This is a genomic window from Citricoccus muralis (genome assembly GCF_029637705.1).
Taxonomy (GTDB): domain Bacteria; phylum Actinomycetota; class Actinomycetes; order Actinomycetales; family Micrococcaceae; genus CmP2.
In genome coordinates, this window is the sequence record NZ_CP121252.1 from 1,943,241 (window position 1) to 1,964,735 (window position 21,495).

A 21,495-nucleotide genomic window follows, 5' to 3' on the forward strand; every position below is an offset into this window, starting at 1 on the left:
AATCGACCAGCTCGTCCAGCTCCTCATCGTCGAACTCGTCCAGCTCCTCATCAGCCAAGACATACACTGTGAAGCGTGGCGACACACTCTCGGCCATCGCTGTCCGCAATAACGTCAGCCTGTCGACCCTGCTCAAGGCCAATGGCCTGAAGTCGTCCAGCGTGATCTACCCGGGCCAGAAACTGAAGCTGTCGGGGAGCTCGTCTTCCACTTCGACCAGCACCGCATCCAGCTCGTCGTCGAGCTCCTCCAGCTCCTCGTCGTCGAGCTCTTCCTCCGCCAAGACGTACACCGTGAAGTCCGGCGACACCCTCTCGGGGATCGCATCGCGGCACGGGATCAGCCTTTCCTCGCTGTTGAACGCCAACGGCTTCTCCAGTTCCACGCTGATCTACCCTGGCCAGTCGGTGAAGCTCTCGGGCTCTGCATCCAATTCGTCGAGCTCCTCCAGCAGCAGCTCCTCGTCGTCGAGTTCCTCGGTGTCGACCGCTTCTTCGGGGTCGTCCTCGAGCGAGCAGCTGGTGCCGAACACCTTCTTGCACTACACCTACCCGGACCATGTGGTCTCCGACGCCAACCGGAACAAGCGGCAGCTGCTCAACTCGCCGTTGCCCTCCCGTTCCGAGGCGCAGGCCCTGGTGCGTAGCACCGCCGTGTCGATGGGTGTGGATCCGAGCCTGGCGCTGGCGCATGCCTTCACCGAGTCGCACTTCGATGCTGCAGCGGTCTCCCCGGCCAACGCCATCGGCATCATGCAGGTCATCCCCTCCTCCGGAGAGTGGGCCTCACAGATGGTGGGCCGCGAGCTCAACCTGCTCGACCCGCAGGACAATGTGGTGGCCGGCGTGGCCATCATCCGGCACCTGCAGCGCACCTCCAGCTCCCTGGACATCGGCATCGCCTCTTACTACCAGGGCGCGGCCGGTGTGAAGCGCAACGGCATGTACCCGGACACCAAGGATTATGTGAACAAGGTCAAAGGCTACATGGGCCGGTTCTGACCCGGACCTCCCCCAGGAGTTCTCGGTTGGCCTCTATGCTGGACGGGTGAGCACAACGTCCCAGGATCAGCTAATCGGTACCATCGTCGATGATCGGTACCGGGTGGCCGAGCGCCTGGCTCGTGGGGGCATGTCCACGGTCTACCGGGCGGTCGATCTGCGCCTGGAGCGCGACGTCGCGATGAAGGTCCTCTACCCGCATCTGGCCGAGGATCCGAGCCTGGTGGACAAGTTCGAGCGCGAGGCTAAAACGGCGGCTGCGCTGAACCATCCGCACGTGGTCAACGTCTACGACCAGGGCATCCAAACGGGCCCAGACGGGCGCCTGGCCTACCTGGTGATGGAGTACGTTCCCGGTGTCACCCTGCGTTCCGTTTTGGGCAAGCATCGGGCGCTGACCCCCCATCTCACCCTGGTCTACCTGCTGGCGCTCGTGGACGGGCTCGCGGCCGCACATCGCGCCGGCCTCGTGCACCGGGATATGAAACCGGAGAACGTTCTCGTCTCCCGTGAGGGCGATATCAAGGTGGCCGATTTCGGTTTGGCCCGGGCCGCAACGAATCACACCGGCACCGGTGCTGCGCTGATGGGGACGGTCGCCTACGTCTCCCCCGAGCTGGCTTCGGGAGGGCGCGCGGATATGCGCAGCGACGTTTATGCCGTGGGCATCATGATGTTTGAGATGCTCACCGGCCGTCAGCCCTTCACCGGTCAGTCGGCGGTGCAGATCGCATTCAAGCACGTCAATTCCCGCGTACCCGCGCCGTCGACGCTGGCCCCGGGGCTGGCGGAGTCACTCGATGATGTGGTGTTGTGGTGCACCCACCCCGACCCAAACCAGCGTCCGCGCGACGCTCAAGAGCTCCTAGACCAGCTGATCGTGATCCGGGAGCGACTCACCGATGCACAATTGGACTACACCATCCCGCTGGTTCCAACCGACATACCGCTCGATGCGTCCACCCATGATGCAACCACGGCGCTACCGGCGGCAGCCGAACGATACGAGGATCCGATCGACGCCCCGGCACCGCGAGCCTCGATCTACGAGGAGGAACCGGCGACGACAGTAGCGCCCACGACCGTTTCACCCACAACCACTGAGCCGAGCACGGATCACGAGCCGGCCACCGCGGTGTACGGTCAGGCGTCGCCAGCGGCGATCGCGCCCGTTGCACCGACCCCGGAGGCGGCCGCGCCGCGGCCCCTCAAGGGCGCCGCGGCCCGGCGTGCGGCCCGTACCCCGACCGAACGACTCAGCACGGTCCGCCCGGGTCGCGTCGCGCTGATCGTCCTATTGGTCGTGATACTGGCCGCACTCGCCCAGCTACTGGGCTACTGGATCGGCACCACCAGGTTCTGACTCAGCGGCGGTTCGGATGGCTGAGCGCCTCGGTGACCACGAACGCCATTTCAAGAGACTGCTGGTGGTTCAGCCGCGGGTCGCACAGTGACTCGTAGCGGTCCGCGAAGGCGGACTCATCGATCGGGTCCGCGCCGCCCAGGCATTCCGCCACATCGTCGCCGGTCATCTCGACATGCATGCCGCCGGGATGAGTACCAGCGGCCCGATGCACCTCGAAGAACCCGGAGACTTCGTCCATCACGTCGTCGAAGCGGCGAGTCTTGAACCCATTAGCAGCGGTGACCGTGTTGCCGTGCATCGGGTCGGTCACCCACAGCACGCGGGCACCGGAGGCCTTCACAGCCTCGACCAGGGGCGGAAGATTCTCGCGGATCTTACCCGCGCCCATGCGAGTGATGAAGGTCAATCGGCCGGGCTCGCGCTCCGGATCCAACTTGTCGATCAGCGCCAGGGCGTCGTCGGGCTTCGTCGTCGGGCCGAGTTTCACGCCGATGGGGTTGCGTACTTTGGAGAGGAAGTCCACGTGTGCGCCATCTAGGTCACGGGTCCGCTCCCCGATCCACAGGAAGTGACCCGAAGTGGTGTAAGGCAGGCCGGTCCGGGAGTCCAGGCGAGTCAGCGCCCGCTCGTAGTCCAGCAACAGCGCCTCGTGCGCGGCGAAGAACTCAGTGGTGCGCAGTGCGGTGAAGTCCACCCCGGCGGCACCCATGAAGCGGACCGCGCGGTCAATCTCGCCGGCGATCTCTTCGTAACGGGCGTAGGCCGGGTTGGCCATGAACCCCTTGTTCCAGGAGTGGACGCTGCGCAGGTCGGCAAAGCCACCGGTGGTGAAGGCACGCACCAAGTTCAGCGTGGAAGCGGAGGTGTGGTAGGCCTTGACCATCCGTGACGGGTCGTGGCGGCGGGCCTCAGGAGTGAAATCGAATCCGTTGACGATCTCGCCACGGAAGCTGGGCAGCGTCACACCGTCACGAGTCTCGGTGTCGGATGAACGCGGCTTGGCGAACTGCCCCGCCATACGCCCCATCTTAATGACCGGCATCGACGCACCGTAGGTGAGCACCACGGCCATCTGTAGCAGGGTCTTTACCCGGGAGGAAATCCGGTTCGCGGTAGCACCGGCGAAGGTCTCCGCACAGTCGCCACCTTGCAGCAGGAAAGCGCGGCCTTCTGCAGCCTCGGCCAGCCGGGCGCGCAACACATCTACTTCACCGGCAAACACCAGCGGCGGAACCGAGGAGAGCTCATCGACGGCGGAGGCCAATGCCTCGGCGTCATCCCACTGCGGAGCCTGCTTGATGGGCAACTCGCGCCAGTCATCCAGCCCCGGATATTCTGCGGCACCCTGCGAGTGCGAGGTACCGAAGGCAGGAACATGGGAGGTGAGGTCGAATGTCATGATGCCAACAGTAGAACCTTCCTCTGCAGATGGCACATCGCATGACATCTGCAACCGGTTACATGACAGCCAAGGAACGGCGATGCGAGAGACCGCCCGTTCTAGTTCGGTTTCGGAGCCTTCTTCGGTGCGTAGGTGTTGACGTATACCTGACCGGAGAGGCGCCGGATGGCGTCCATCACCTCGTCGGTGATCTCGCGCAACTGGTGGTGATGTCCCGAGGCGGCTTCCGGATCGTGCCCGAAATGCAGAGGCTCGCCGAAGATGACACCGACACGCCGGATTTTCGGCAGCGTGCGGCCAATCGGCTGGACGCGGTCCGTGCCGATCATCGCCACCGGGATCACCGGCACACCCGCAGCAAGAGCCAGCTTGGCGACGCCGATGCGCCCTCGGTATAACCGACCATCAGGGCTGCGCGTCCCCTCGGGGTAGATGCCCAGCAGTGCCCCTTCTCGGAGAACCTGCAGCCCGGCATGAAGCGAGTCCAGTGAGGCCTGGCCACCGGAGCGATCCATCGGAAGCTGGTTGGTGTGCTCGAAAAATTTACGCGTCAGCCAGCCGCGCGGACCATTGCCGTTGAAGTACTCAGTCTTGGCTAGAAAGTGGACCTGCCGGCTGAGCTGCGTGGGCAAGAAGATCGAGTCTGAGAAGGACAGGTGATTCGAGGCCAGAATCGCACCGCCTTCAGCGGGAACGTTGCTCTTACCCTTGACCCAGGGCCGGAAGACCCCGTTGGTCACCGGTGCCACGAGAAAATTTTTGGCAGCCCAATAGAACCGGCTGTCGTTCTTTTCCACTGAGTCAGCTCCTCGTCTTCAGCGTAGGCATCTGTAGGATTCGGGGACCGTGTCGGGTGCCCCGGCCAATTCTAGCGGCAGGCTACCCTGCCGGTGAGCAACCTCTCCGGCTAGGCTGGAGTGCATGGCAAATGCCTCTATCCACTACATGCCCCCAGCGGCGGACGGTGTTCTTGCGCCGTCGCGCACGAACCGCAAAATCGGTGTGGTGATGATTCACGGATTCACCTCCGTCCCAGAGTCCATCAGGCCCTGGGCAACAGGGCTCGCGGAGGCAGGTGCGGCCGTCTCTCTGCCGCTTCTCTCCGGTCACGGAACACGCTGGCAGGACATGAACCGCGTGCCCGCCGGGCAATGGCGCGACGACGTCCGCCAGGCGGTGGACTCACTGCACTACCAGGGCGAGCCCGTCGACGAGATCGTCGTGGCAGGGCTCTCCATGGGAGCCACTTTGGCCCTCGACGTTGCCGCACACCGGAAGGTCTCCCACGTACTGTTGGTGAACCCAGCACTACGCCTCAAGACCCTCGACGCCTGGGGCGGCGCCCTCGCCCCCTTGCTGCATCGGGTCATTCCTTCGGTGAAGCCGGTGGCCGACGACATTGCCCGGCCAGGCGTTACGGAGGGTGCCTACCCTCGTACCCCCGTGGCCGCCGTCGCCGAACTCGCCGCGCTGATCCGCACCGTGGTTCCACAGCTGTCATCCGTCGCCGCACCGATCACGGTGTTCCGCGCGGACCAAGACCACGTCATCCCCGAATCCTCAATGCAGGTGTTGCGCGCCGGGGCAACCAACACGGCCCAGTACACCGAACACCGACTCTCCGACAGCTTCCATGTGGCGACCTTGGATTACGATGCCGAATACATCATTGAAGAATCCGTCCGGGCGCTCGCCGCACCGCTCCACACCACGCAGTCCTCCATTGAGAGGGGACCTCGATGAACGATGACCCACGGCACGACGACGCCGTCGAGCCCGAGGACGAGGCCTGGCGCCGCATGGTCATCGAACTCGGAGGCACCGAAGAGCAAGCGCGCACCAGCGCACCGAAGGATCAGCACGATCAACCGGTTGGCCCCCGCGACTACACCCCGGCCGACGAACCGGAGAACTTCACTCCCGCCGATCCACCGGCGCTGACCTCCGGCAACCCGCGCATGGTGCTCACCTGGGTTGCAGCTATCGGCTCTCCGATCGGCCTGGTATTGCTCATGTTGTCTGCACCGCAAGCCCCGTTCTGGGTACGTGCTGGACTAGTGGTGACCTTCTTACTCGGATTGGCGGGATTATTCTTCGCCGTCCCCACCTCGCGCACTCGCGCCGAACAGCCTCCAGACGACAGCGACTACGGAGGAGGCGCCCGCATCTAGAAAACTGCGCCACCGACGGTACGTCGCCTCGCCAACAGAGTTACTAGTCCGTAGAATTGTGATTTACTACACACTTGAGCCCGATTCACCACATACGACGAGGAGCATCCGATGAGAGAGTTCTCCACGGACAAGGTCATCCAGGTCCCACAGGATCTCAACACCACCGACCTCTTGGAACGACAGGTCGAACGAGACCCCGCGAACACGCTCTTCGCTGTTCAAGAAACCCCTGGGCAGTGGCGCGACATCAGCGCCGCCGAGTTCCATCGCGACGTCAAGACGTTAGCCCGCGGCCTGGCCGGCGCCGGCATTGAGCCCGGAGACAAAGTGGCCATCATGGCGCCGACCCGCTACGAGTGGACGCTGCTCGATTTCGCCATCTGGTACGCCGGCGCCATCACCATTCCGGTCTACGAAACTTCTTCGCCTTCTCAGGTCGCCTGGATCGTCGAGGATGCTGGCGTGAAGGCCGCCTTCTGCGCCACCACCTCGCACCAGCGCGTGGTCGAGACCGCCATCCGCCAGGAGAAGTTGCCAACACTATTGGCCACCTGGTTGATCGAGAACGACGGGCTCAACGAAGTGCGCGCCGCTGCGGACCATGGTCCGTCCGAGGAAGAGATGGAATCCCGGCGTGCCACCGCGAACCTCGACGATCTCGCCACGATCATCTACACCTCGGGCACGACCGGCAAACCCAAGGGCTGCGAGCTGACCCACGGCAACTTCACCGAGCTCACCTTGCAGACTCTGGCCACCGAACTCGGTGACGTCGTCAACCCCAAGGCGTCCACCGTGATGTTCATCCCGCTGGCCCACGTCTTCGCCCGCTTCATCTCCGTGCTCGCGGTGGGCGCCGGCTCGCGCGTGGGCCACACCTCGGACATCAAGGAACTCGTGGATGATCTGCAGTCGTTCCAGCCCACCTTCCTGCTGGCTGTGCCGCGTGTCTTCGAGAAGGTGTACAACGGCGCCAAGCTCAAAGCAGAAGCCGGGGGCAAGGGCAACATCTTCGAGAAGGGCGCCCACACCGCCATCGAGTTCTCCAAAGCACGCGAAAGTGGAAAGGTGCCGCTCGGACTCAAGATCAAGCACGCCGTCTTTGACAAACTGCTCTACGGAAAACTGCGTGACGCCATGGGCGGCCAGGTCACCCACGCCGTCTCCGGCGGCGGCCCCCTCGGTGCGCGACTCGGTCATTTCTTCGCCGGTATCGGCGTGAACATCATGGAAGGCTACGGCCTGACTGAGACCACGGCCCCGGTCACCGTGAATCGTCCTGGTTTGACCAAGATCGGCACGGTTGGGCTGCCGCTTCCCGGCAATGCCGTCAAAATCAACGAGGACGGCGAAATCCTGGCCAAGGGAGTCTGCCTGATGAACGGCTATCACCATCGCGAAGACCTCACGAAGGACGCCATCGACGCCGACGGCTGGTTCGCCACCGGTGACATCGGCGAGCTCGACGCCGACGGCTACCTGACGATCAAGGGACGCAAGAAGGAAATTATCGTCACCGCCTCCGGCAAGAACGTCGCACCGGCTCAGCTGGAGGATCAGGTCCGGGCCGACGCCGTCGTGTCCCAGTGCTTGGTGGTGGGCGAAAATCGGCCGTTCATCGCTGCGTTGGTCACCCTCGACGCTGACACGCTGCCGGGCTGGTTGGCCCAGAACGGCATCGACCAGAACACGCCGGTGGCTGAACTCGCCGAACACCCGAAGGTACTGGAACACGTCCAGTCCACCATCGATAAGGCCAATGAGTCGGTGTCACGCGCCGAGTCGATCCGTGCTTTCCGCATCACCCGCGAAGACTTCACCGTTGAGTCCGGGCAGATGACGCCGTCGCTGAAGATCAAGCGCGACGTTGTGGTCCGTGATTTCGAGGTCCTCATCGAGGAGATCTACTCGCAGAAGGACCCGAACAAGGCCTAATCCTTCATCACGACGCGCAGACGCTGCTGGGGCTCAGAGGTGACCGGAAACGGGAACTTCGAGCCCTAGCAGTGCGTTTTCCACCACTTCGGCCAGGGCAGGGTGAATCCAATACTGGCCGCGGGCCATCGTGTGGGCATCCAGCCCAAACGACATGGCCTGTATGAGCGGCTGAATGAGGTTGGAGGCGTCCTCGCCCAGCAGGTGTGCGCCGACGATGAGTCCCGTGTCGCGCTCCGCAATGAGCTTGACCAGCCCATGGTCGTCTTCCATGGCCCAGCCATACGCCACCGCGCCGTAGTCCTGAACCTTCACGCTGATCCGGTCCGCCCCGTAGAGTGCCAGCGCTTCGGCCTCGGTGAGGCCTGCCGTAGCGATCTGTGGCCGCGAGAACACCGCCGAGGGAACCGGGGTCAACTCCATGGAGCGAAGGTCATCGGGGTGCTCCAGGTTATGAGCGACGACGCGCTGTTCGTGGTTAGCAACGTGCTTGAGCTGCCAGCTATTCACCACGTCACCGATACCCCACAGCCCGGGCACCGGCTGTCCAGCTGACAGGAGGCGTCCAAACGAGTCTGTGGCCAGGGTGCCATCCTCGCGCACATCGAGCCCGCCCTCGGACGCGGCCGCCACGTTCAAGCGGTCGGTGTTGGGAGTGCGTCCCTGAGCAATCAGCACCAAGTTAGCGTCTTCGCTAAAGTCAGACGTCGCCGACGCCTGATCACCGTACGCCGCGGTGAAGTTCACCCGCACCCGCTGCCCGGTGCCAGAGCCACCATCAGTGAGCGGTTCGATCGAGGACAGTACGGCACCGGTGCGCAGATCCCATTGGCGTGCGGCCAGTTCGGTGAAGCGTTCTGAGATGGTGTCGTCGTGGCTACGCAGTAGCCGGGGCGATCGGTTGACCTGGACCACCTCGGAGCCCAGGCCCGAGAAGATGGAAGCAAATTCCGCGGCGATGAACCCACCACCGACGACAATGATTTTCTCCGGCAACTCATCAACGCGCATCACGGTGTCGGAGGTGTGCACCTGCGGCAGATCGATGCCGGGCACCACGGGCAGCACCGGACGGGAGCCGGCCGCCACCACGATGTTGTCGGCTTCGATCACCGCTCCGCCGGCGGTGGTCAGTTGCTTCGGTCCGGTGAATCGCACCTCTTCGTCGACCAAAGTGGTGTTGTCCAGCTCTTCGTCACGATAGCGACGGCCACCGTCGGAGATGGCGTCGATCCGGGTGAAGATTCGATCACGTATCTCGCGCCACCGCGCCCCATGGGCCTCTAGATCAACGCCGAGCCGTGAGGCCTTTGCGGCCGAGGCAGCCAGTTGGGAGGGGTACGCGAACATTTTCGTGGGAATGCAGCCACGGTTGAGGCAGGTCCCGCCGAAAACGCCGGAATCGATGATCGCCACACGGCGGTCATCCCAGAAGGGCGTGATCATAGAGTTACCTGAGCCTGAACCAATGATCGCCAAATCGAAATGCGGAGTCATAGGTTCAGGGTAGCCCCTGATCACGCCCTTCTTCGGCGCAGGTCACACACCGTTCACTCGGGGCGGATCACGACCAGTAGATCGCCGCCATCGACCGGAGTTGCCTCACTGAGGACCACCCGCTCCACCGTTCCGCTCACGGAGGTCGTGATGCCGGCTTCCATTTTCATCGCTTCGATGGTGGCCACCGACTGTCCGGCGGTGACGGTGTCGCCTTCGGCCACGTTCACGGTCACGGTCCCGGAAAACGGAGCTGCCACATGACCGGAATTACCGGCCTCGGCCTTCTCTGCCGCACGCACCGTGGATTCCACCGAGTGATCGCGCACCTGCAGCTGTCGCGCCTGACCATTGAGGGTCAGCGCCACCTGGCGCATGCCCTTCTCATCGGCGTCGGTGATCGTCTGCAACTGCACGAGCAGACGAACGCCCTTGCCCAGGGAGATGACATGCTCATGCCCACGACGCATCCCATAGAGGAAGTCCCGGGTGTGTAGCACCGAGGTGTCACCGAAGTTCTCCACGTGCTGCTGGTATTCGCGGGTGGGTCCGGGAAACAGCAGGCGATTGAGTGCTTCTCTACGCGGCTGGCCTGGTTCGGCCAGCAGCTTCTCGTCCTCTGCGCTGATGGTCTCCTCCACCGGTTTGGAGACGGTCCGCCCTTCCAGAGCACGGGTGCGGAACGGCTCCGGCCAACCACCGGGCGGGTCACCCAGCTGGCCGGAGAGGAATCCTATCACCGAGTCCGGAATGTCGTAGTCGCGCGGATTCTCGGCAAAATCGGCGGGATCGGCGTTGGCACCTACGAGTGCCAGCGCCAGATCCCCGACCACCTTCGACGAGGGGGTGACCTTGACGATATTGCCCAGAATGTCGTTGGCGGCGGCGTACATCGACTCGATGTCTTCGAACCGCTCCCCCAGACCCAGGGCGATGGCCTGCTGGCGCAGGTTGGACAGCTGACCACCCGGGATCTCGTGCAGGTAGACGCGGCCCGTCGGTGCTGGCAGACCCGATTCGAAGGGTGAGTAAATCCCACGCACCGACTCCCAGTAGGGTTCTAGCGCTGTGACTGCTTCCATGTCCAGACCGGTATCACGATCAGTGAGTTCGGTGGCGGCAACCAGGGCCGACATCGAGACCTGAGAGGTGGTCCCCGACATCGCGGCGACCGCGGTATCCACCGCATCGACCCCAGCGTCTGCTGCAGCAAGCAACGTTGCCAACTGACCGCCGGCGGTGTCGTGGGTGTGAAGGTGCACCGGAACGTCAAAACGCTCACGTAGCGCGGTGACCAACCGGTGCGCCGCAGCAGGACGGAGCAGCCCGGCCATGTCCTTGATGGCCAGGATGTGTGCCCCGGCTTCCACGAGACGATCGGCCAACTGGAGGTAGTAGTCCAGCGTGTAAAGCTTCTCGTTCGGGTCGAGCAGATTACCCGTGTAACAGAGCGCGGCTTCGGCGACAGCGTTGGTCTTCTCCCGCACGGCTTTGATAGCCGGAATGACCTGGTCGACATCGTTCAGAGCATCGAAGATGCGGAAAATATCGACACCGGTGGCCGCGGCTTCCTCGACAAACGCTTCCGTTACCTGCTGCGGGTAGGGGGTGTAGCCCACGGTGTTGCGGCCGCGCAGCAGCATCTGAATTGGCAGGTTGGGCATTTCGGCACGCAGACGCTCCAGACGGTCCCACGGGTCCTCAGCCAAGAAGCGCAGAGCCACATCGTAGGTGGCCCCACCCCACGCCTCAACCGAGAACAGGCCGGGCAAGGTGTGCGCTAGCGCCGGTGCCGCAGCCAGCAGATCACGAGTACGCACGCGGGTCGCCAGCAGCGACTGGTGCGCATCACGGAAGGTGGTGTCGGTGACGGCCAGCGCCTTCTGCTCGCGCAACGCCCGAGCAAAACCCTCGGGCCCCTTCTCCAAGAGCACCTGGCGCCAGCCGTTTGGCGGCACCTGGCTGGAGGGACCGTCGAAGGGGCTTCGATCCGGTTCATCGGTCTTGTCCCCGGGGAACCGAGGCAGTTTGTCTCGGGGGTCGATGCCTTCGACGCGCGGCCCGTTGGGCTGGTTCACGGTGACATCGGCCAGGTACTGCAGTGCTTTCGATCCACGGTTCTGCGAACGGTTGACCTGGGTCAAGTGCGGGTGCTTGTCAATAAAGTCGGTGGCAACGTCGCCCTCGATGAACTGCGGCTCATCCAGCACGTTCATCAAGAACGGGATGTTGGTCGCCACACCGCGGATACGGAACTCGGCCAAGGCACGGCGGGTGCGGCGCAGCGCCGTCGCGTAGTCGCGGCCACGGCAGGTGAGCTTCACCAGCATCGAGTCGAAGTGTGGGCTAATTTCGGCGCCGGTGTAGATGGTGCCGCCGTCCAGACGGACACCGGAACCACCGGCAGACCGGTAGGCAGAAATCGCGCCGGTGTCGGGACGGAAATCGTTGGCCGGGTCTTCGGTGGTGATGCGGCACTGCATGGCCGCACCGCGAATACGCAGCTCGTCCTGGCGGATGCCGATCTCCTCCAGCGACTCCCCCGCGGCGATGCGTAACTGAGCGGTCACCAGGTCAACGTCGGTAATTTCCTCGGTCACGGTGTGCTCCACCTGAATGCGCGGGTTCATCTCGATGAACACGTGCTCGCCGGCCCGATCACCGGCCGTATCGACCAAAAACTCCACGGTTCCGGCGTTTTCGTAGCCCACCGCCTCAGCCAGCTTCACAGCGTCGGCATACAGAGCCTGGCGAATGTTCTCGTCCAGGTTCGGGGCCGGAGCAATTTCGATGACCTTCTGGTGACGACGCTGCATCGAGCAGTCGCGCTCGAACAGGTGGACGACGTTGCCGTGCTTGTCGGCGAGGATCTGGACCTCGATGTGTCGCGGACGCAAAACGGCTTGCTCCAAGAACACCGTGGCGTCGCCGAAAGCGGTCTTAGCCTCGCGCATCGCGGCGTTAAGAGAATCTTTGAGCTGGTTTTCGGTATCAACGCGACGCATGCCGCGTCCGCCACCACCGGCCACGGCCTTGACGAAAATCGGGAAACCGATCTCGTCTGCTGCTGCCAACAGCTCTTCCACGTTGTCCGACGGGGCCGAAGATTTCAGGGTTGGCACCCCGGCCTCGCGGGCGGTCCGGATGGCTTCGACCTTATTTCCGGTCAAGTCAAGAATCTCGGGCGAGGGGCCCACGAACGTCAGCCCGGCGTCACGGGCGGCACGTGCCAGATCGGCGTTCTCAGAGAGGAATCCATAGCCCGGGTAAATGGCGTCACATCCGGAGTCGAGAGCGATCTGGACGATCTCGTCGACATTCAGGTAAGCACGGACCGGGTGGCCTTCCTCACCAATACGGTAGGCCTCATCAGCCTTCTGCCGGTGAATCGAGTTGCGATCCTCATAGGGAAATACAGCGACGGTCTGAGCACCAAGTTCAAAACAGGCGCGAAACGCACGCACGGCGATTTCACCGCGGTTAGCGACCAGTACTTTGGAGAAGACCGGCTTGGTTTCCTCGACGTCGGAGGTCCTGACACGGTTGTTTTCGGACACAACGCCTCCTTCATGGGGTCGGAATCAGATAGCGACGGTGGAGCCCGGATCCGGCACCCCACATGGTGTGTGATTCTACACACCAATAACCACGATAACGGTGAATCGCGTCACACAACAGAATTCTGATATATCAATCTGCGGGTAGCTGTGCTTCCGCACGTGCCCTGGGTCAACGCGTTAGACTTGGGAGTTGACCGTTCAACCGGACTCGCGTGAGGACAGTTCTATCGTGCAGATCATTTCCATCTCCAGCTTGAAGGGTGGCGTCGGCAAGACGTCCGTGACGCTGGGCCTGGCCTCGGCGGCCAGAGCAGCTCGCATCCCCACTCTGGTGGTCGATATGGATCCTCACGCGGATGCGTCCACTGGGCTCGGAGTCCAACAGGACGCCGTCACCGTGGACTTGGGCACCATGCTGGCCAAGCCTCGCCGCTATCAGCTGGCTGACCACGTTCTGCCGGCCGGGTGGAGCGAGAATGAATCCCCGCATGCCCCAGACACGGCAACCGCATCCACGCATCAGCCGATCCTGGATGTGGTGCGCGGTTCCTCACGCACCTCCATCTTTGAACGTCCCACCACTCGCACCCGGGAGCTGCGTCGGCTCTCTCAGCTGCTGTCGTCGGTGACCCGCTATGGCCTGGTCCTCATTGACTGCCCTCCCGCGCTGAACGGTGTCACCCGCATGGCCTGGGCCGCCTCCACCGATGTGCTACTGGTCGCCGAGCCGTCGCTGTTCTCGGTGGCGGGCACAGAGCGCAGCATGCGTGCCCTGGATTTGTTCCGTCGCGAATATGCCCCCGCCGTGCAGTCGACCGGCGTAGTGGTCAATCGCGTACGGATGGCGTCCAAGGAGCACAAGTTCCGCCTGGCCGAAATGTCCCGGATGTTCGGGGATCGACTGCTGCCGGTGAGCATCCCGGAAACTTCTAATTGGCAGCAGATCCAGGGCGCGGCATGGTCAGTACATGCTTGGCCGGGTGAGACGGCCTCACGCACCTCAAAGCTGTTCGATGAAATGCTCACCTCTGTCATGCGCCCGTCGAAGAATCGTCGTGAGAGGCGCCCCAGCGTCTAAGCGCTGACTGTCGTTTTCATACGCGCTTAGCGCACCAGAGCCGCGGTTGCCACCAAGGCAACCGCGGCTCTGCTGTGTGTGAGAAAACTTGAGGAGATCGAGTGGTCGGCTCGGCGCTGGTTCAGGAGGCCGACTGGCGACGGGCGTTGCGTCGTGCGGAGAGCTCATCGCCGGGGAACGAGTTGGAGTCTTCTGATTCCAAGTGCTCGGCGGGCAGTTCCGAGAGCGAGCCTTCGACTTCGCGCCAGACACGTCCAACGGCAATGCCGTACACACCCTGCCCACCCTGGACCAGGTCGATGACCTCATCGGCCGAGGTGCACTCGTACACGGAGGCGCCATCGGACATCAGGGTGATCTGAGCCAGGTCATGGGTGCCACGCTCGCGCAGATGCTCCACCGCGGTGCGGATCTGCTGCAGCGAGACGCCGGTGTCAAGTAGACGCTTGACGACTTTCAGGACCAGGATGTCGCGGAAAGAGTAGAGCCGCTGCGTGCCGGAACCTTTGGCTCCGCGCATGGAGGGCGTCACCAGACCGGTACGTGCCCAATAATCCAGCTGGCGGTAGGTGATGCCCGCGGCTTTCGACGCCGTCGGGCCACGGTACCCGGTCTCTTCATCGAGCCACGGCGCGTCGTCATTGAACAGCACGCCCTGGGCGCTGGAGTCACCAGCACCCTGTGACGGCGAAGATTCGAATGTCGGAGTCACGAGGATTCCTCCTGGGTCAGTGGTTCCACGCGGGGGAAGTTTGAGAACTGCGGAACCGTCTGTGCACCACGCTAAGCCCACAACGTGCCGTGGTCAAAGATCTTCGGGGTGACGACAGCCGTGTCGTGTCCTATTCGTGACCTTCGGCGAAGTCGTCCGGCGTGACGCTATTCAAAAACTCGCGAAAGGCGTCCATCGATTCTTCCCGTGCGGTCATCTCGGAGTCCACCTCGTCCATCTCCTCGTCCTCGTCGATGTCGGCGGCTGCTTCGTCATCAAAAGTGGCCGCGAGTTCTGCTGGGACACCAGCCTCGTCGATGACGGCCTGATCGCAATAGACGCTGACATGGCCGAAGAGGGCGCAGGCGATGGCGTCCGAAGCCCGCGCGTCGACACGTACCCCGCTACTCAACACGAGTTCTCCAAAGAAGACGCCATCTTCCACCGCGCTGATGCGCACAGACTCCAGGGTGTCTCCGGTGGCGTTGACCGCGTCGACCAGGAGTTGGTGGGTCATCGGGCGCGGGCTGGGCACCTGGTGCTGGGCCATGGCAATGGCGCTCGCTTCTGGTGCGCCGATCCAGATGCGGACCAGCACATCACGTTCGGTGTCGTGTAGGAGCACCATGGGCTGGTTGCCCGGTAGCTCGACACGGATGTCGAGGATGGTCATCTCCACATCGCTGTTCATGCTCACCGGTCCTTATGTTTGGGCGTGCTGAGCTTCAATCCTACGCCTGCGGCCGGCTCAGCTCAGCTGTTGTCGGCCTCCGCGATGGCTTCAGAGACCAGGGCACCGTGCAGGGCGAGGCAGGCTTGGCTGATTTCTCGGGCGGTTTCTGCAACGCGGGCCCGAGCAGCAGCATCTCGGCGGGTGGCCATGGCCGCGGTGGCTTGCTCCACGAGTCCCATCTCACGGTCGGCGGAGACCCGGAACATCCGCAGGTGCCGGGCTTCGATGCCGTGCGAGGCAAGAATCACAGCGGAACGGACAGCCTTCAGGCTGTATTCCGAGTACCGCCCGGTTTCGTCCGGTTCGATCAGCCGGAACTGCTCAAGCGAGTCCATCAGTTGCGCGGAGGCGCCGGTGAGGCCTTGGATTTCGGCGCGGGTGAGCGGGCGGGTGTGACCGGCGATCTCTTGGGCCAGCTGATCCGAGACCGAGCGTGGCGTCAGAGTCAGCCCGCCAGGGAGGGACTCGGGATGCTCACCGGCATCGACGGCGTCGAGGTAGTCCTTGATCACTTTTAACGGCAGATACTGGTCGCGTTGCAGGGCCAGGATGAACCGCAGGCGATCCGTATCCGCTTCAGTGTATTTCCGGTAGCCAGCGGCGGTGCGCTGGGGCGTGATCAGACCCTTCTCTTCCAGAAACCGGATCTTTGAGGCGCTGGCCTGCGGAAAATCTGCCTTGAGCGCGGCGAGCACTTCGCCGATGTTCATCACGGCACGGCGGGTGCGCGACGATTCGGCTGGAGTCAGTGGTCGGCGGGAGATGGATGGGGTCACAGAAGGTTCCTCGGCTACGTCAATCGGTCAGCGGTTCAGCGGCTCCTCGGTCCGGGAGCGCATTGTGCTTAGGACGCGGTGCGCTGAGTGCCGGAGTAGTAGGTCAGGCGGAACTTTCCGATCTGCACTTCCATGCCCGGTCGCAGGGTGATGGAGTCAACCCGGTCGTGGTTGACGTAGGTGCCGTTGAGCGAGCCGGCGTCGACTACGGTGAAGGCTTCGCCGCTACGCTCGAAACGTGCGTGCTTGCGGGAAACGGTGACGTCATCGAGGAAAATATCGGAGTTCGGGTGCCGTCCCACCGAAGTCACATCCTGGTCCAGCAAGAAGCGTGCGCCCTGGTTAGGACCGGCGTGGGCCACCAGCAGGGCCGAACCGACTGGCAGAGCGTTGATGGTTTCACGATCGCCGTCGGCCAGCGACGGATCAGCGACAGGTTCCAGGTCCGGCAGACCGATGCTCGTGGTCTGGGAAGCCACCTCGTCACCGTTGCGAACTTGCCCCTGTTCTGGGGTGAAACCGTTCTGTGACATAGCGCTCTGCGCTCCCTTCCCGCGCGCTAACCGTGTTGGTCACCGCGATTGACTCCTGAAGGCTCTATCCTAACGGTTTGGTCAAGATCGTGCACGGTTTCCGTCGAAGTCGAACATGAACACTGAGTGACGATCTCACCACCCATGACAGCGTGGCCAATTTTCGAGAATGCGGGTCGGGTCCCCCGTGCGATCCACCACCGAGTACTCCTGGTACTGCGATGCTGTCGCGCACGCGTGGTTGGGCAAGACGCGCAGTCGGGTGCCGACAGGCAGTTCCGGCAGTTCTCCCCCGCTGCCGTGCCGTAGCTCGAGGATGCCGTGTTCCTGGCTGGCGCCGGTCATGAGCAGATCGGGGATGATCTCGCCGTCGAGGGTCGCCACGACCCCGTATCCCTGGTCGATTTTTTGGGCGGCAGTGCCGCGGTCGCGAGACATAGCCATCCACCCACCGTCGGTCAAAATCCAGCCTTTTCCCGACTGATGCCCGATGACGGTGACGACGACGGACAGGGCGATGTCGTCGAGATCGCACACCCCGATGCCGGCCATCACCAGATCGAAGAAAACGAAGTTGCCGGCGCGCAACTCGGTCATGCCGCCTTTTTCCGAGGGTGAGTGCGCAGTGGGGGTGGAGCCGGAGCTGAGTACAGGGCAGGGCATGCCGGCCTCGCGCAGGCGTTGCGCGGCGGTGATGAGGGCCGCGCGTTCGGCATCGGCGTCGCGGGCTTGGGCTTCGGCGCCGGTAGAAAAGTAGGACTCGCCGGCGTGATCCAGTACACCGCGTAGTTCGGCACCGCCGTCGTGCAATATCCGCGCGATCTCGATCAGCTCGGGGCTTTCGGCACGGACTCCGGATCGGTGTCCATCGCAATCAATCTCGACGAGGGCGGGAATGCGATGCCCGGAGACCCGGGAAGCTGCTGCAACGGCCTCGGCCTGGTCGGTGTTATCCACGAGCACACTGAGGTCGACGCCGCGCGCGTGGAGAGCGACGACGCGGTCCAACTTGGCGGGGGCGAGTCCAACGGCGTAGAGGATGTCGGTATAGCCGTCGTCGGCGAAGTATTCGGCTTCGGCCAGCGTGGACACTGCGATCGGTTGTGGCCCCTCGCGGTGGACCCGCCGGGTGACATCCACCGATTTCGAGGTTTTCACGTGCAGGCGGAGCGGGAGGTTCAGGTCGGCCAGGCGGCGCTCGAGTCGGTCAATGTTGGCGTCGATCACGGAGCGATCGAGCACAGCGAAGGGAGTCAACGGTTCCTGAAGCGTGGAGGATGACGTGGTGGCGCTCATGCCGTCATCGTAGCCCCCCCAGGTACCGCGACTCCCTTCACGTGAGTGTCGCTCGCGAGCGAGAACGTCTTACTCGACCAGCTTGCCGTCCTGAGACACCTCTTGGATCAGTGCCGCAATATCAGCCGGAACGTCCGCAATAGGTTCGTGGGTCACGGTACCGTCAGCGGACCACACCATGTTCGCCTGCAGCGCCGGGTCCGTCTCCGGGTAGTCAGCGCGGTTGTGGCAACCCCGGGTTTCGCGGCGCTCCAGGGCGCACTGCAGGGTGGCCTTGGCTGCCAGCAGGGAAGACTTCAGGTCGAAGACGTGGGAGAGCTCCTCGTATCCGGACAGGTCGGGGTGCACGCCTACCTGCGAGTACTTGGCTTCCACTTCGGCCAGCTTGGCCAGACCGGTCTTCAGACCCTCTTCGTCGCGGACGACGCCGCAGTGATCCGTCATGATATTGCGAATATCTCGCTGCAGGGCACGCACGTTGTATTCGCCGTCGGCGTTGAGCAGGTCCATGACTTCGGTCCGGGCGCGGTCAATGGCAGCCAGCGAACGCTTCTGGACCTCCAGCCCGGCCGAGTAGACGGCAGCGGCCTGACCGGTGATCCGGCCGAAGACGAGCAGCTCGATCAGCGAGTTACCGCCGAGACGATTGGCCCCGTGCAGACCGGAGGACGCCTCACCGATGGCGTACAGCCCGGGCACTCCGGTGCCGTGGTCCTCGGCGTCGACCCAGACGCCGCCCATCGAGTAGTGCGCAGTGGGGGCGATCTCGATCGGCTCCTTGGTGACGTCCTTCATCTGCAGTTCCATCATGGTCTGGTAGACCCGCGGGAGTCGTTCCATGATGGTTTCACGCGGCAGGTGGGAGATGTCCAGCCAGACGCCACCGTTTTCGGTGCCGCGGCCTTCCTTGATCTCGGTGTAACCGGCCAGGGCCACGCGGTCACGGGTGGAGAGCTCCATGCGCTCGGGATCATACCGCTCCATGTAGCGCTCGCCGAGGGCGTTGCGCAGGATGCCGCCCTCGCCGCGGGCAGCCTCGGAGATGAGAGTGCCGGCGTCGGCTTCGGGCTCCAGAATGCCGGAGGGGTGGAACTGGACCAGCTCGGCGTCGCGCAGTCGAGCACCCGCCTCGACCGCCAGGCGGAAGGAGTCGCCGGTGTTCTCGTTACGGCGGGAGGAGGTGCGGCGCCAGATGCGGTTGTGACCACCGGCAGCCAGGATGACGGCGTCGGCGTAGATCAGCTGACGCTCGCCGGTGACCTGGTCGAATCCGTAGGCGCCGAAGACGACGCCGTCCTCGTTGGTCAGAATCTGGGAGATGTAGACGGTGTCCAGAATCTCGATGTCGAGCTGATCAGCACGGCGCACCAGAGTGCGCTGGATTTCCAGACCGGTGTAGTCGCCAGCGAAGGCGGTGCGGCGCCACTTGTGGGCACCGAAGAAACGCTGCGAGATCCGCCCGTCGACTTCACGGGCGAAGTTCATGCCGTAGCGCTCCAGATCCTTAATCCCCTGCTCGGCGCCCTCGGTGACGATCTTGACGATCTCGGGATTCGCCAGGAAGTAGCTCTCCTTGATCGTGTCGGCCGCGTGCTGCTCCCAGGTGTCCTCCGGGTCGATTGTGGCCAGAGCGGCGTTGATGCCGCCGGCGGCCAGGGAGGTGTGCGCGTCGGACTTCTGCCGCTTGCCGACGGCGATCACGTCGACGCCGGCCTCGGCGAGCTCGATGGCGGCGCGCAGGCCGGACCCGCCCGTCCCGATGACCAGGACGGAGGTCGATGTGCGTCGTTCTGGGGTGGATCTGAGTTCTGACATTCTTCAGTACCTTCGTGTTGATGGGGTCGTGGGTTTTACGACGTTCTCAATGAAAATGCGGGTGATGCAGATGCAGTTCGCCATTGACCGCGGACAGGTCCCGGCAGCGCTCGGAGACACCGAGATTGCCGTGACAGCCGACCCACATCAGATAGGGCAGGTCGTGCCCGGTGAGGTGATCCGCCATCCATTCCACGGCCCAGGCGTTGAGCGCCTGGAGCGCACGATCGCCGGGAGCAGCCGGCGCATCCTGCGGCGAGTTCAACAACCAGTGCACGGTCATTCCCTGCGGTGCGGCGATCGGCACGATGCACTGATCTGAGGGAACTTCGATGAAGACCTGGCCGTAAGACGTGTCTGGCAGCGTGGCCAGGATGCGGGCAATCAGCTCCACATCGCGGTGGTCACCAACAAAGAGGAAGTGTGAGGCACCGGACATGCGCAGCGGGCTCCTTTAATTCGCGGCAGACGTTCGTTTCACGCTATTCCAGCTCACATTAAAAGGCAAGGCTCGCCTAATATAAAGCGTCCCATTGTGATTAATACCTCCTGCGGTAGGCGACAAGCTGGGCGATGCGGATCGCGCCACCGCCACCGCCTATGTTTGGGAGCCCACATGTCACACCGAGCACCATCGTCGATGACGTCACCGACCAGGGGACGCCGTTGGGTGCGGGCACTGCTTCCGGCCGTGCTCGTGCTGCTATGGCTGGTCGGCGCCGCGATCGGCGGCCCCTATTTCGGGCGGGTCAGTGAGGTGTCGTCCAACGACCAGACCAACTACCTTCCAGACTCGGCCGAAGCCACCGAAGTGCAAGCCGTCCTGTCCGACTTCACCGATTCGGACGCCCTACCCGCGGTGGTGGTGTTCACCGCCGAGGACGAGCTGACCGAGACTCAACTGGATGCGCTGGCGAAGAACCTCGACGCGGTCGCGGAACTCGAGGGGGTGCTGGCGGAGACCGCGCCGGCGGGAGTGTCGAGTTTCGTGACGGGACCGGCCGGTTTCAGCGCGGATCTGGGTGCGGCGTTTTCCGGTGTCGATGGGCTGCTACTCGGGGTGGCGTTGGCGGCAGTGTTCGTGATTCTCGTCGTCGTATATCGATCGTTCCTGCTCCCTATTGCGGTGCTGGCGACCTCGGTTTTTGCCCTCACCGTGGCGCTGCTGGTGTTCCGGCTGCTCGCTGCAGCTGATGTGCTGTTGCTGAGCGGGCAGACCCAGGGCATTCTGTTCATTCTCGTGATCGGTGCGGCCACCGACTATTCGTTGCTGTATGTGGCGCGATACCGGGAGGAGCTGCGACGTCACTCCTCCACCTGGGTGGTCAGTTGGAAGGCGCTGCGGCGTTCAGTGGAGCCCATTCTTGCCTCGGAGGCCACGGTGATCGCGGGCTGTTGTGTTTGTTGATCTCCGATCTGAAATCCAATAGCACCCTCGGACCCGTGGCCGCGATCGGTATTGTCTTCGCGATGCTCTCCGCGCCGACCCTGTTGCCCTCGATCCTGGTGGGCTTCGGGCGTGCGGCCTTACGGTGACAGACGAGGGATTCGCGCCGGTGGGACCGCCCGGATCTCCGACACCCGAACCCACTGTGGTCAATGGGCAGGTGCTGGCGG

At 63.5% G+C, this 21,495-nt stretch carries 19 protein-coding genes and 1 pseudogene; 7 read left to right on the forward strand and 13 right to left on the reverse strand.

What is annotated here, in order from left to right; translation table 11 throughout:
- Positions 1-166: 166 nt before the first annotated feature.
- Together P8192_RS08840 and P8192_RS08845 are read right to left on the reverse strand one after the other, a co-directional pair.
- Positions 167-385: a hypothetical protein gene (locus tag P8192_RS08840; protein ID WP_278156331.1), complete on the reverse strand. Its 219-nt coding sequence runs from the start codon at positions 383-385 to the stop codon at positions 167-169.
- A 6-nt stretch (positions 386-391) separates the two neighbouring features.
- Positions 392-532, reverse strand: coding sequence for a hypothetical protein (locus tag P8192_RS08845; RefSeq protein ID WP_270105045.1), 141 nt, complete (start codon positions 530-532; stop codon positions 392-394).
- Here P8192_RS08845 and P8192_RS08850 point away from each other — a divergent pair.
- Positions 522-1,001 carry a lytic transglycosylase domain-containing protein gene (locus P8192_RS08850; RefSeq protein WP_270105044.1) on the forward strand — a complete coding sequence of 160 codons (480 nt, stop codon included), beginning with the start codon at positions 522-524 and terminating at the stop codon, positions 999-1,001. The genes P8192_RS08845 and P8192_RS08850 overlap by 11 nt on opposite strands.
- Before the next feature lie 46 nt (positions 1,002-1,047).
- A complete protein-coding gene (locus tag P8192_RS08855) occupies positions 1,048-2,364 on the forward strand; it encodes a protein kinase domain-containing protein (protein WP_278156335.1) in 1,317 nt (438 codons plus the stop codon).
- A 1-nt stretch (position 2,365) separates the two neighbouring features.
- On the opposite strand, the gene P8192_RS08860 is transcribed toward P8192_RS08855, so the two are convergent.
- Both P8192_RS08860 and P8192_RS08865 read right to left on the reverse strand, forming a co-directional pair.
- Entirely contained in the window at positions 2,366-3,766 is a 1,401-nt protein-coding gene (locus tag P8192_RS08860; protein ID WP_270105042.1) for a class II 3-deoxy-7-phosphoheptulonate synthase, read from the reverse strand.
- 101 nt (positions 3,767-3,867) lie between these two features.
- Entirely contained in the window at positions 3,868-4,566 is a 699-nt protein-coding gene (locus P8192_RS08865; protein ID WP_431521100.1) for a lysophospholipid acyltransferase family protein, read from the reverse strand.
- A 124-nt stretch (positions 4,567-4,690) separates the two neighbouring features.
- Here P8192_RS08865 and P8192_RS08870 point away from each other — a divergent pair, with 124 nt between their 5' ends.
- The 3 genes from P8192_RS08870 (at position 4,691) to P8192_RS08880 (ending at position 7,878) form a co-directional block, all read left to right on the forward strand.
- The gene (locus P8192_RS08870) at positions 4,691-5,512 is read left to right on the forward strand and encodes an alpha/beta hydrolase (RefSeq protein ID WP_278156338.1); all 822 of its coding nucleotides are present in this window, start codon (positions 4,691-4,693) and stop codon (positions 5,510-5,512) included.
- Positions 5,509-5,940: a hypothetical protein gene (locus P8192_RS08875; protein ID WP_278156340.1), complete on the forward strand. Its 432-nt coding sequence runs from the start codon at positions 5,509-5,511 to the stop codon at positions 5,938-5,940. Before P8192_RS08870 ends, P8192_RS08875 begins: the two co-directional genes overlap by 4 nt.
- 111 nt (positions 5,941-6,051) lie before the next feature.
- On the forward strand, positions 6,052-7,878 hold the full coding sequence (locus tag P8192_RS08880; protein ID WP_278156344.1) for an AMP-dependent synthetase/ligase: 1,827 nt from the start codon (positions 6,052-6,054) through the stop codon (positions 7,876-7,878).
- Positions 7,879-7,911: 33 nt separating this feature from the next.
- Here the strand turns inward: P8192_RS08880 and P8192_RS08885 are convergent, their stop codons facing one another.
- Both P8192_RS08885 and P8192_RS08890 read right to left on the reverse strand, forming a co-directional pair.
- Positions 7,912-9,324: a mycothione reductase gene (locus P8192_RS08885; protein WP_270105038.1), complete on the reverse strand. Its 1,413-nt coding sequence runs from the start codon at positions 9,322-9,324 to the stop codon at positions 7,912-7,914.
- Between the two features lie 104 nt (positions 9,325-9,428).
- A complete protein-coding gene (locus P8192_RS08890) occupies positions 9,429-12,932 on the reverse strand; it encodes a pyruvate carboxylase (RefSeq protein WP_278156346.1) in 3,504 nt (1,167 codons plus the stop codon).
- A 232-nt stretch (positions 12,933-13,164) separates the two neighbouring features.
- Between P8192_RS08890 and P8192_RS08895 the strand changes: the two genes are divergently transcribed.
- Positions 13,165-14,013: a ParA family protein gene (locus P8192_RS08895; RefSeq protein ID WP_278156347.1), complete on the forward strand. Its 849-nt coding sequence runs from the start codon at positions 13,165-13,167 to the stop codon at positions 14,011-14,013.
- Positions 14,014-14,134: 121 nt separating this feature from the next.
- Here P8192_RS08895 and P8192_RS08900 read toward each other — a convergent pair whose 3' ends face one another.
- The 7 genes from P8192_RS08900 to P8192_RS08930 all read right to left on the reverse strand — a co-directional run bounded on the left by P8192_RS08900 (position 14,135) and on the right by P8192_RS08930 (position 20,317).
- Positions 14,135-14,725: a MerR family transcriptional regulator gene (locus P8192_RS08900; RefSeq protein ID WP_270105034.1), complete on the reverse strand. Its 591-nt coding sequence runs from the start codon at positions 14,723-14,725 to the stop codon at positions 14,135-14,137.
- 130 nt (positions 14,726-14,855) lie between these two features.
- Positions 14,856-15,416: a bifunctional nuclease family protein gene (locus tag P8192_RS08905; protein ID WP_278159787.1), complete on the reverse strand. Its 561-nt coding sequence runs from the start codon at positions 15,414-15,416 to the stop codon at positions 14,856-14,858.
- A gap of 62 nt (positions 15,417-15,478) precedes the next feature.
- Positions 15,479-16,168, reverse strand: a complete 690-nt coding sequence (gene ftsR, locus P8192_RS08910) for a transcriptional regulator FtsR (protein ID WP_270107547.1) — start codon at positions 16,166-16,168, stop codon at positions 15,479-15,481.
- A 134-nt stretch (positions 16,169-16,302) separates the two neighbouring features.
- Positions 16,303-16,767 carry an FHA domain-containing protein gene (locus tag P8192_RS08915; RefSeq protein WP_270105033.1) on the reverse strand — a complete coding sequence of 155 codons (465 nt, stop codon included), beginning with the start codon at positions 16,765-16,767 and terminating at the stop codon, positions 16,303-16,305.
- Between the two features lie 135 nt (positions 16,768-16,902).
- The gene (locus P8192_RS08920) at positions 16,903-18,063 is read right to left on the reverse strand and encodes an alanine racemase (protein ID WP_278156348.1); all 1,161 of its coding nucleotides are present in this window, start codon (positions 18,061-18,063) and stop codon (positions 16,903-16,905) included.
- A gap of 69 nt (positions 18,064-18,132) precedes the next feature.
- Positions 18,133-19,878 carry an FAD-binding protein gene (locus P8192_RS08925; RefSeq protein WP_278156349.1) on the reverse strand — a complete coding sequence of 582 codons (1,746 nt, stop codon included), beginning with the start codon at positions 19,876-19,878 and terminating at the stop codon, positions 18,133-18,135.
- Between the two features lie 46 nt (positions 19,879-19,924).
- Complete coding sequence (locus P8192_RS08930) at positions 19,925-20,317, reverse strand: SIP domain-containing protein (protein ID WP_278156350.1); 393 nt, start codon at positions 20,315-20,317, stop codon at positions 19,925-19,927.
- Positions 20,318-20,518: 201 nt separating this feature from the next.
- Between P8192_RS08930 and P8192_RS08935 the strand changes: the two are divergent.
- Positions 20,519-21,405: pseudogene (locus P8192_RS08935) on the forward strand (MMPL family transporter); the annotation flags it as partial.
- Between the last annotated feature and the right edge of the window lie 90 nt (positions 21,406-21,495).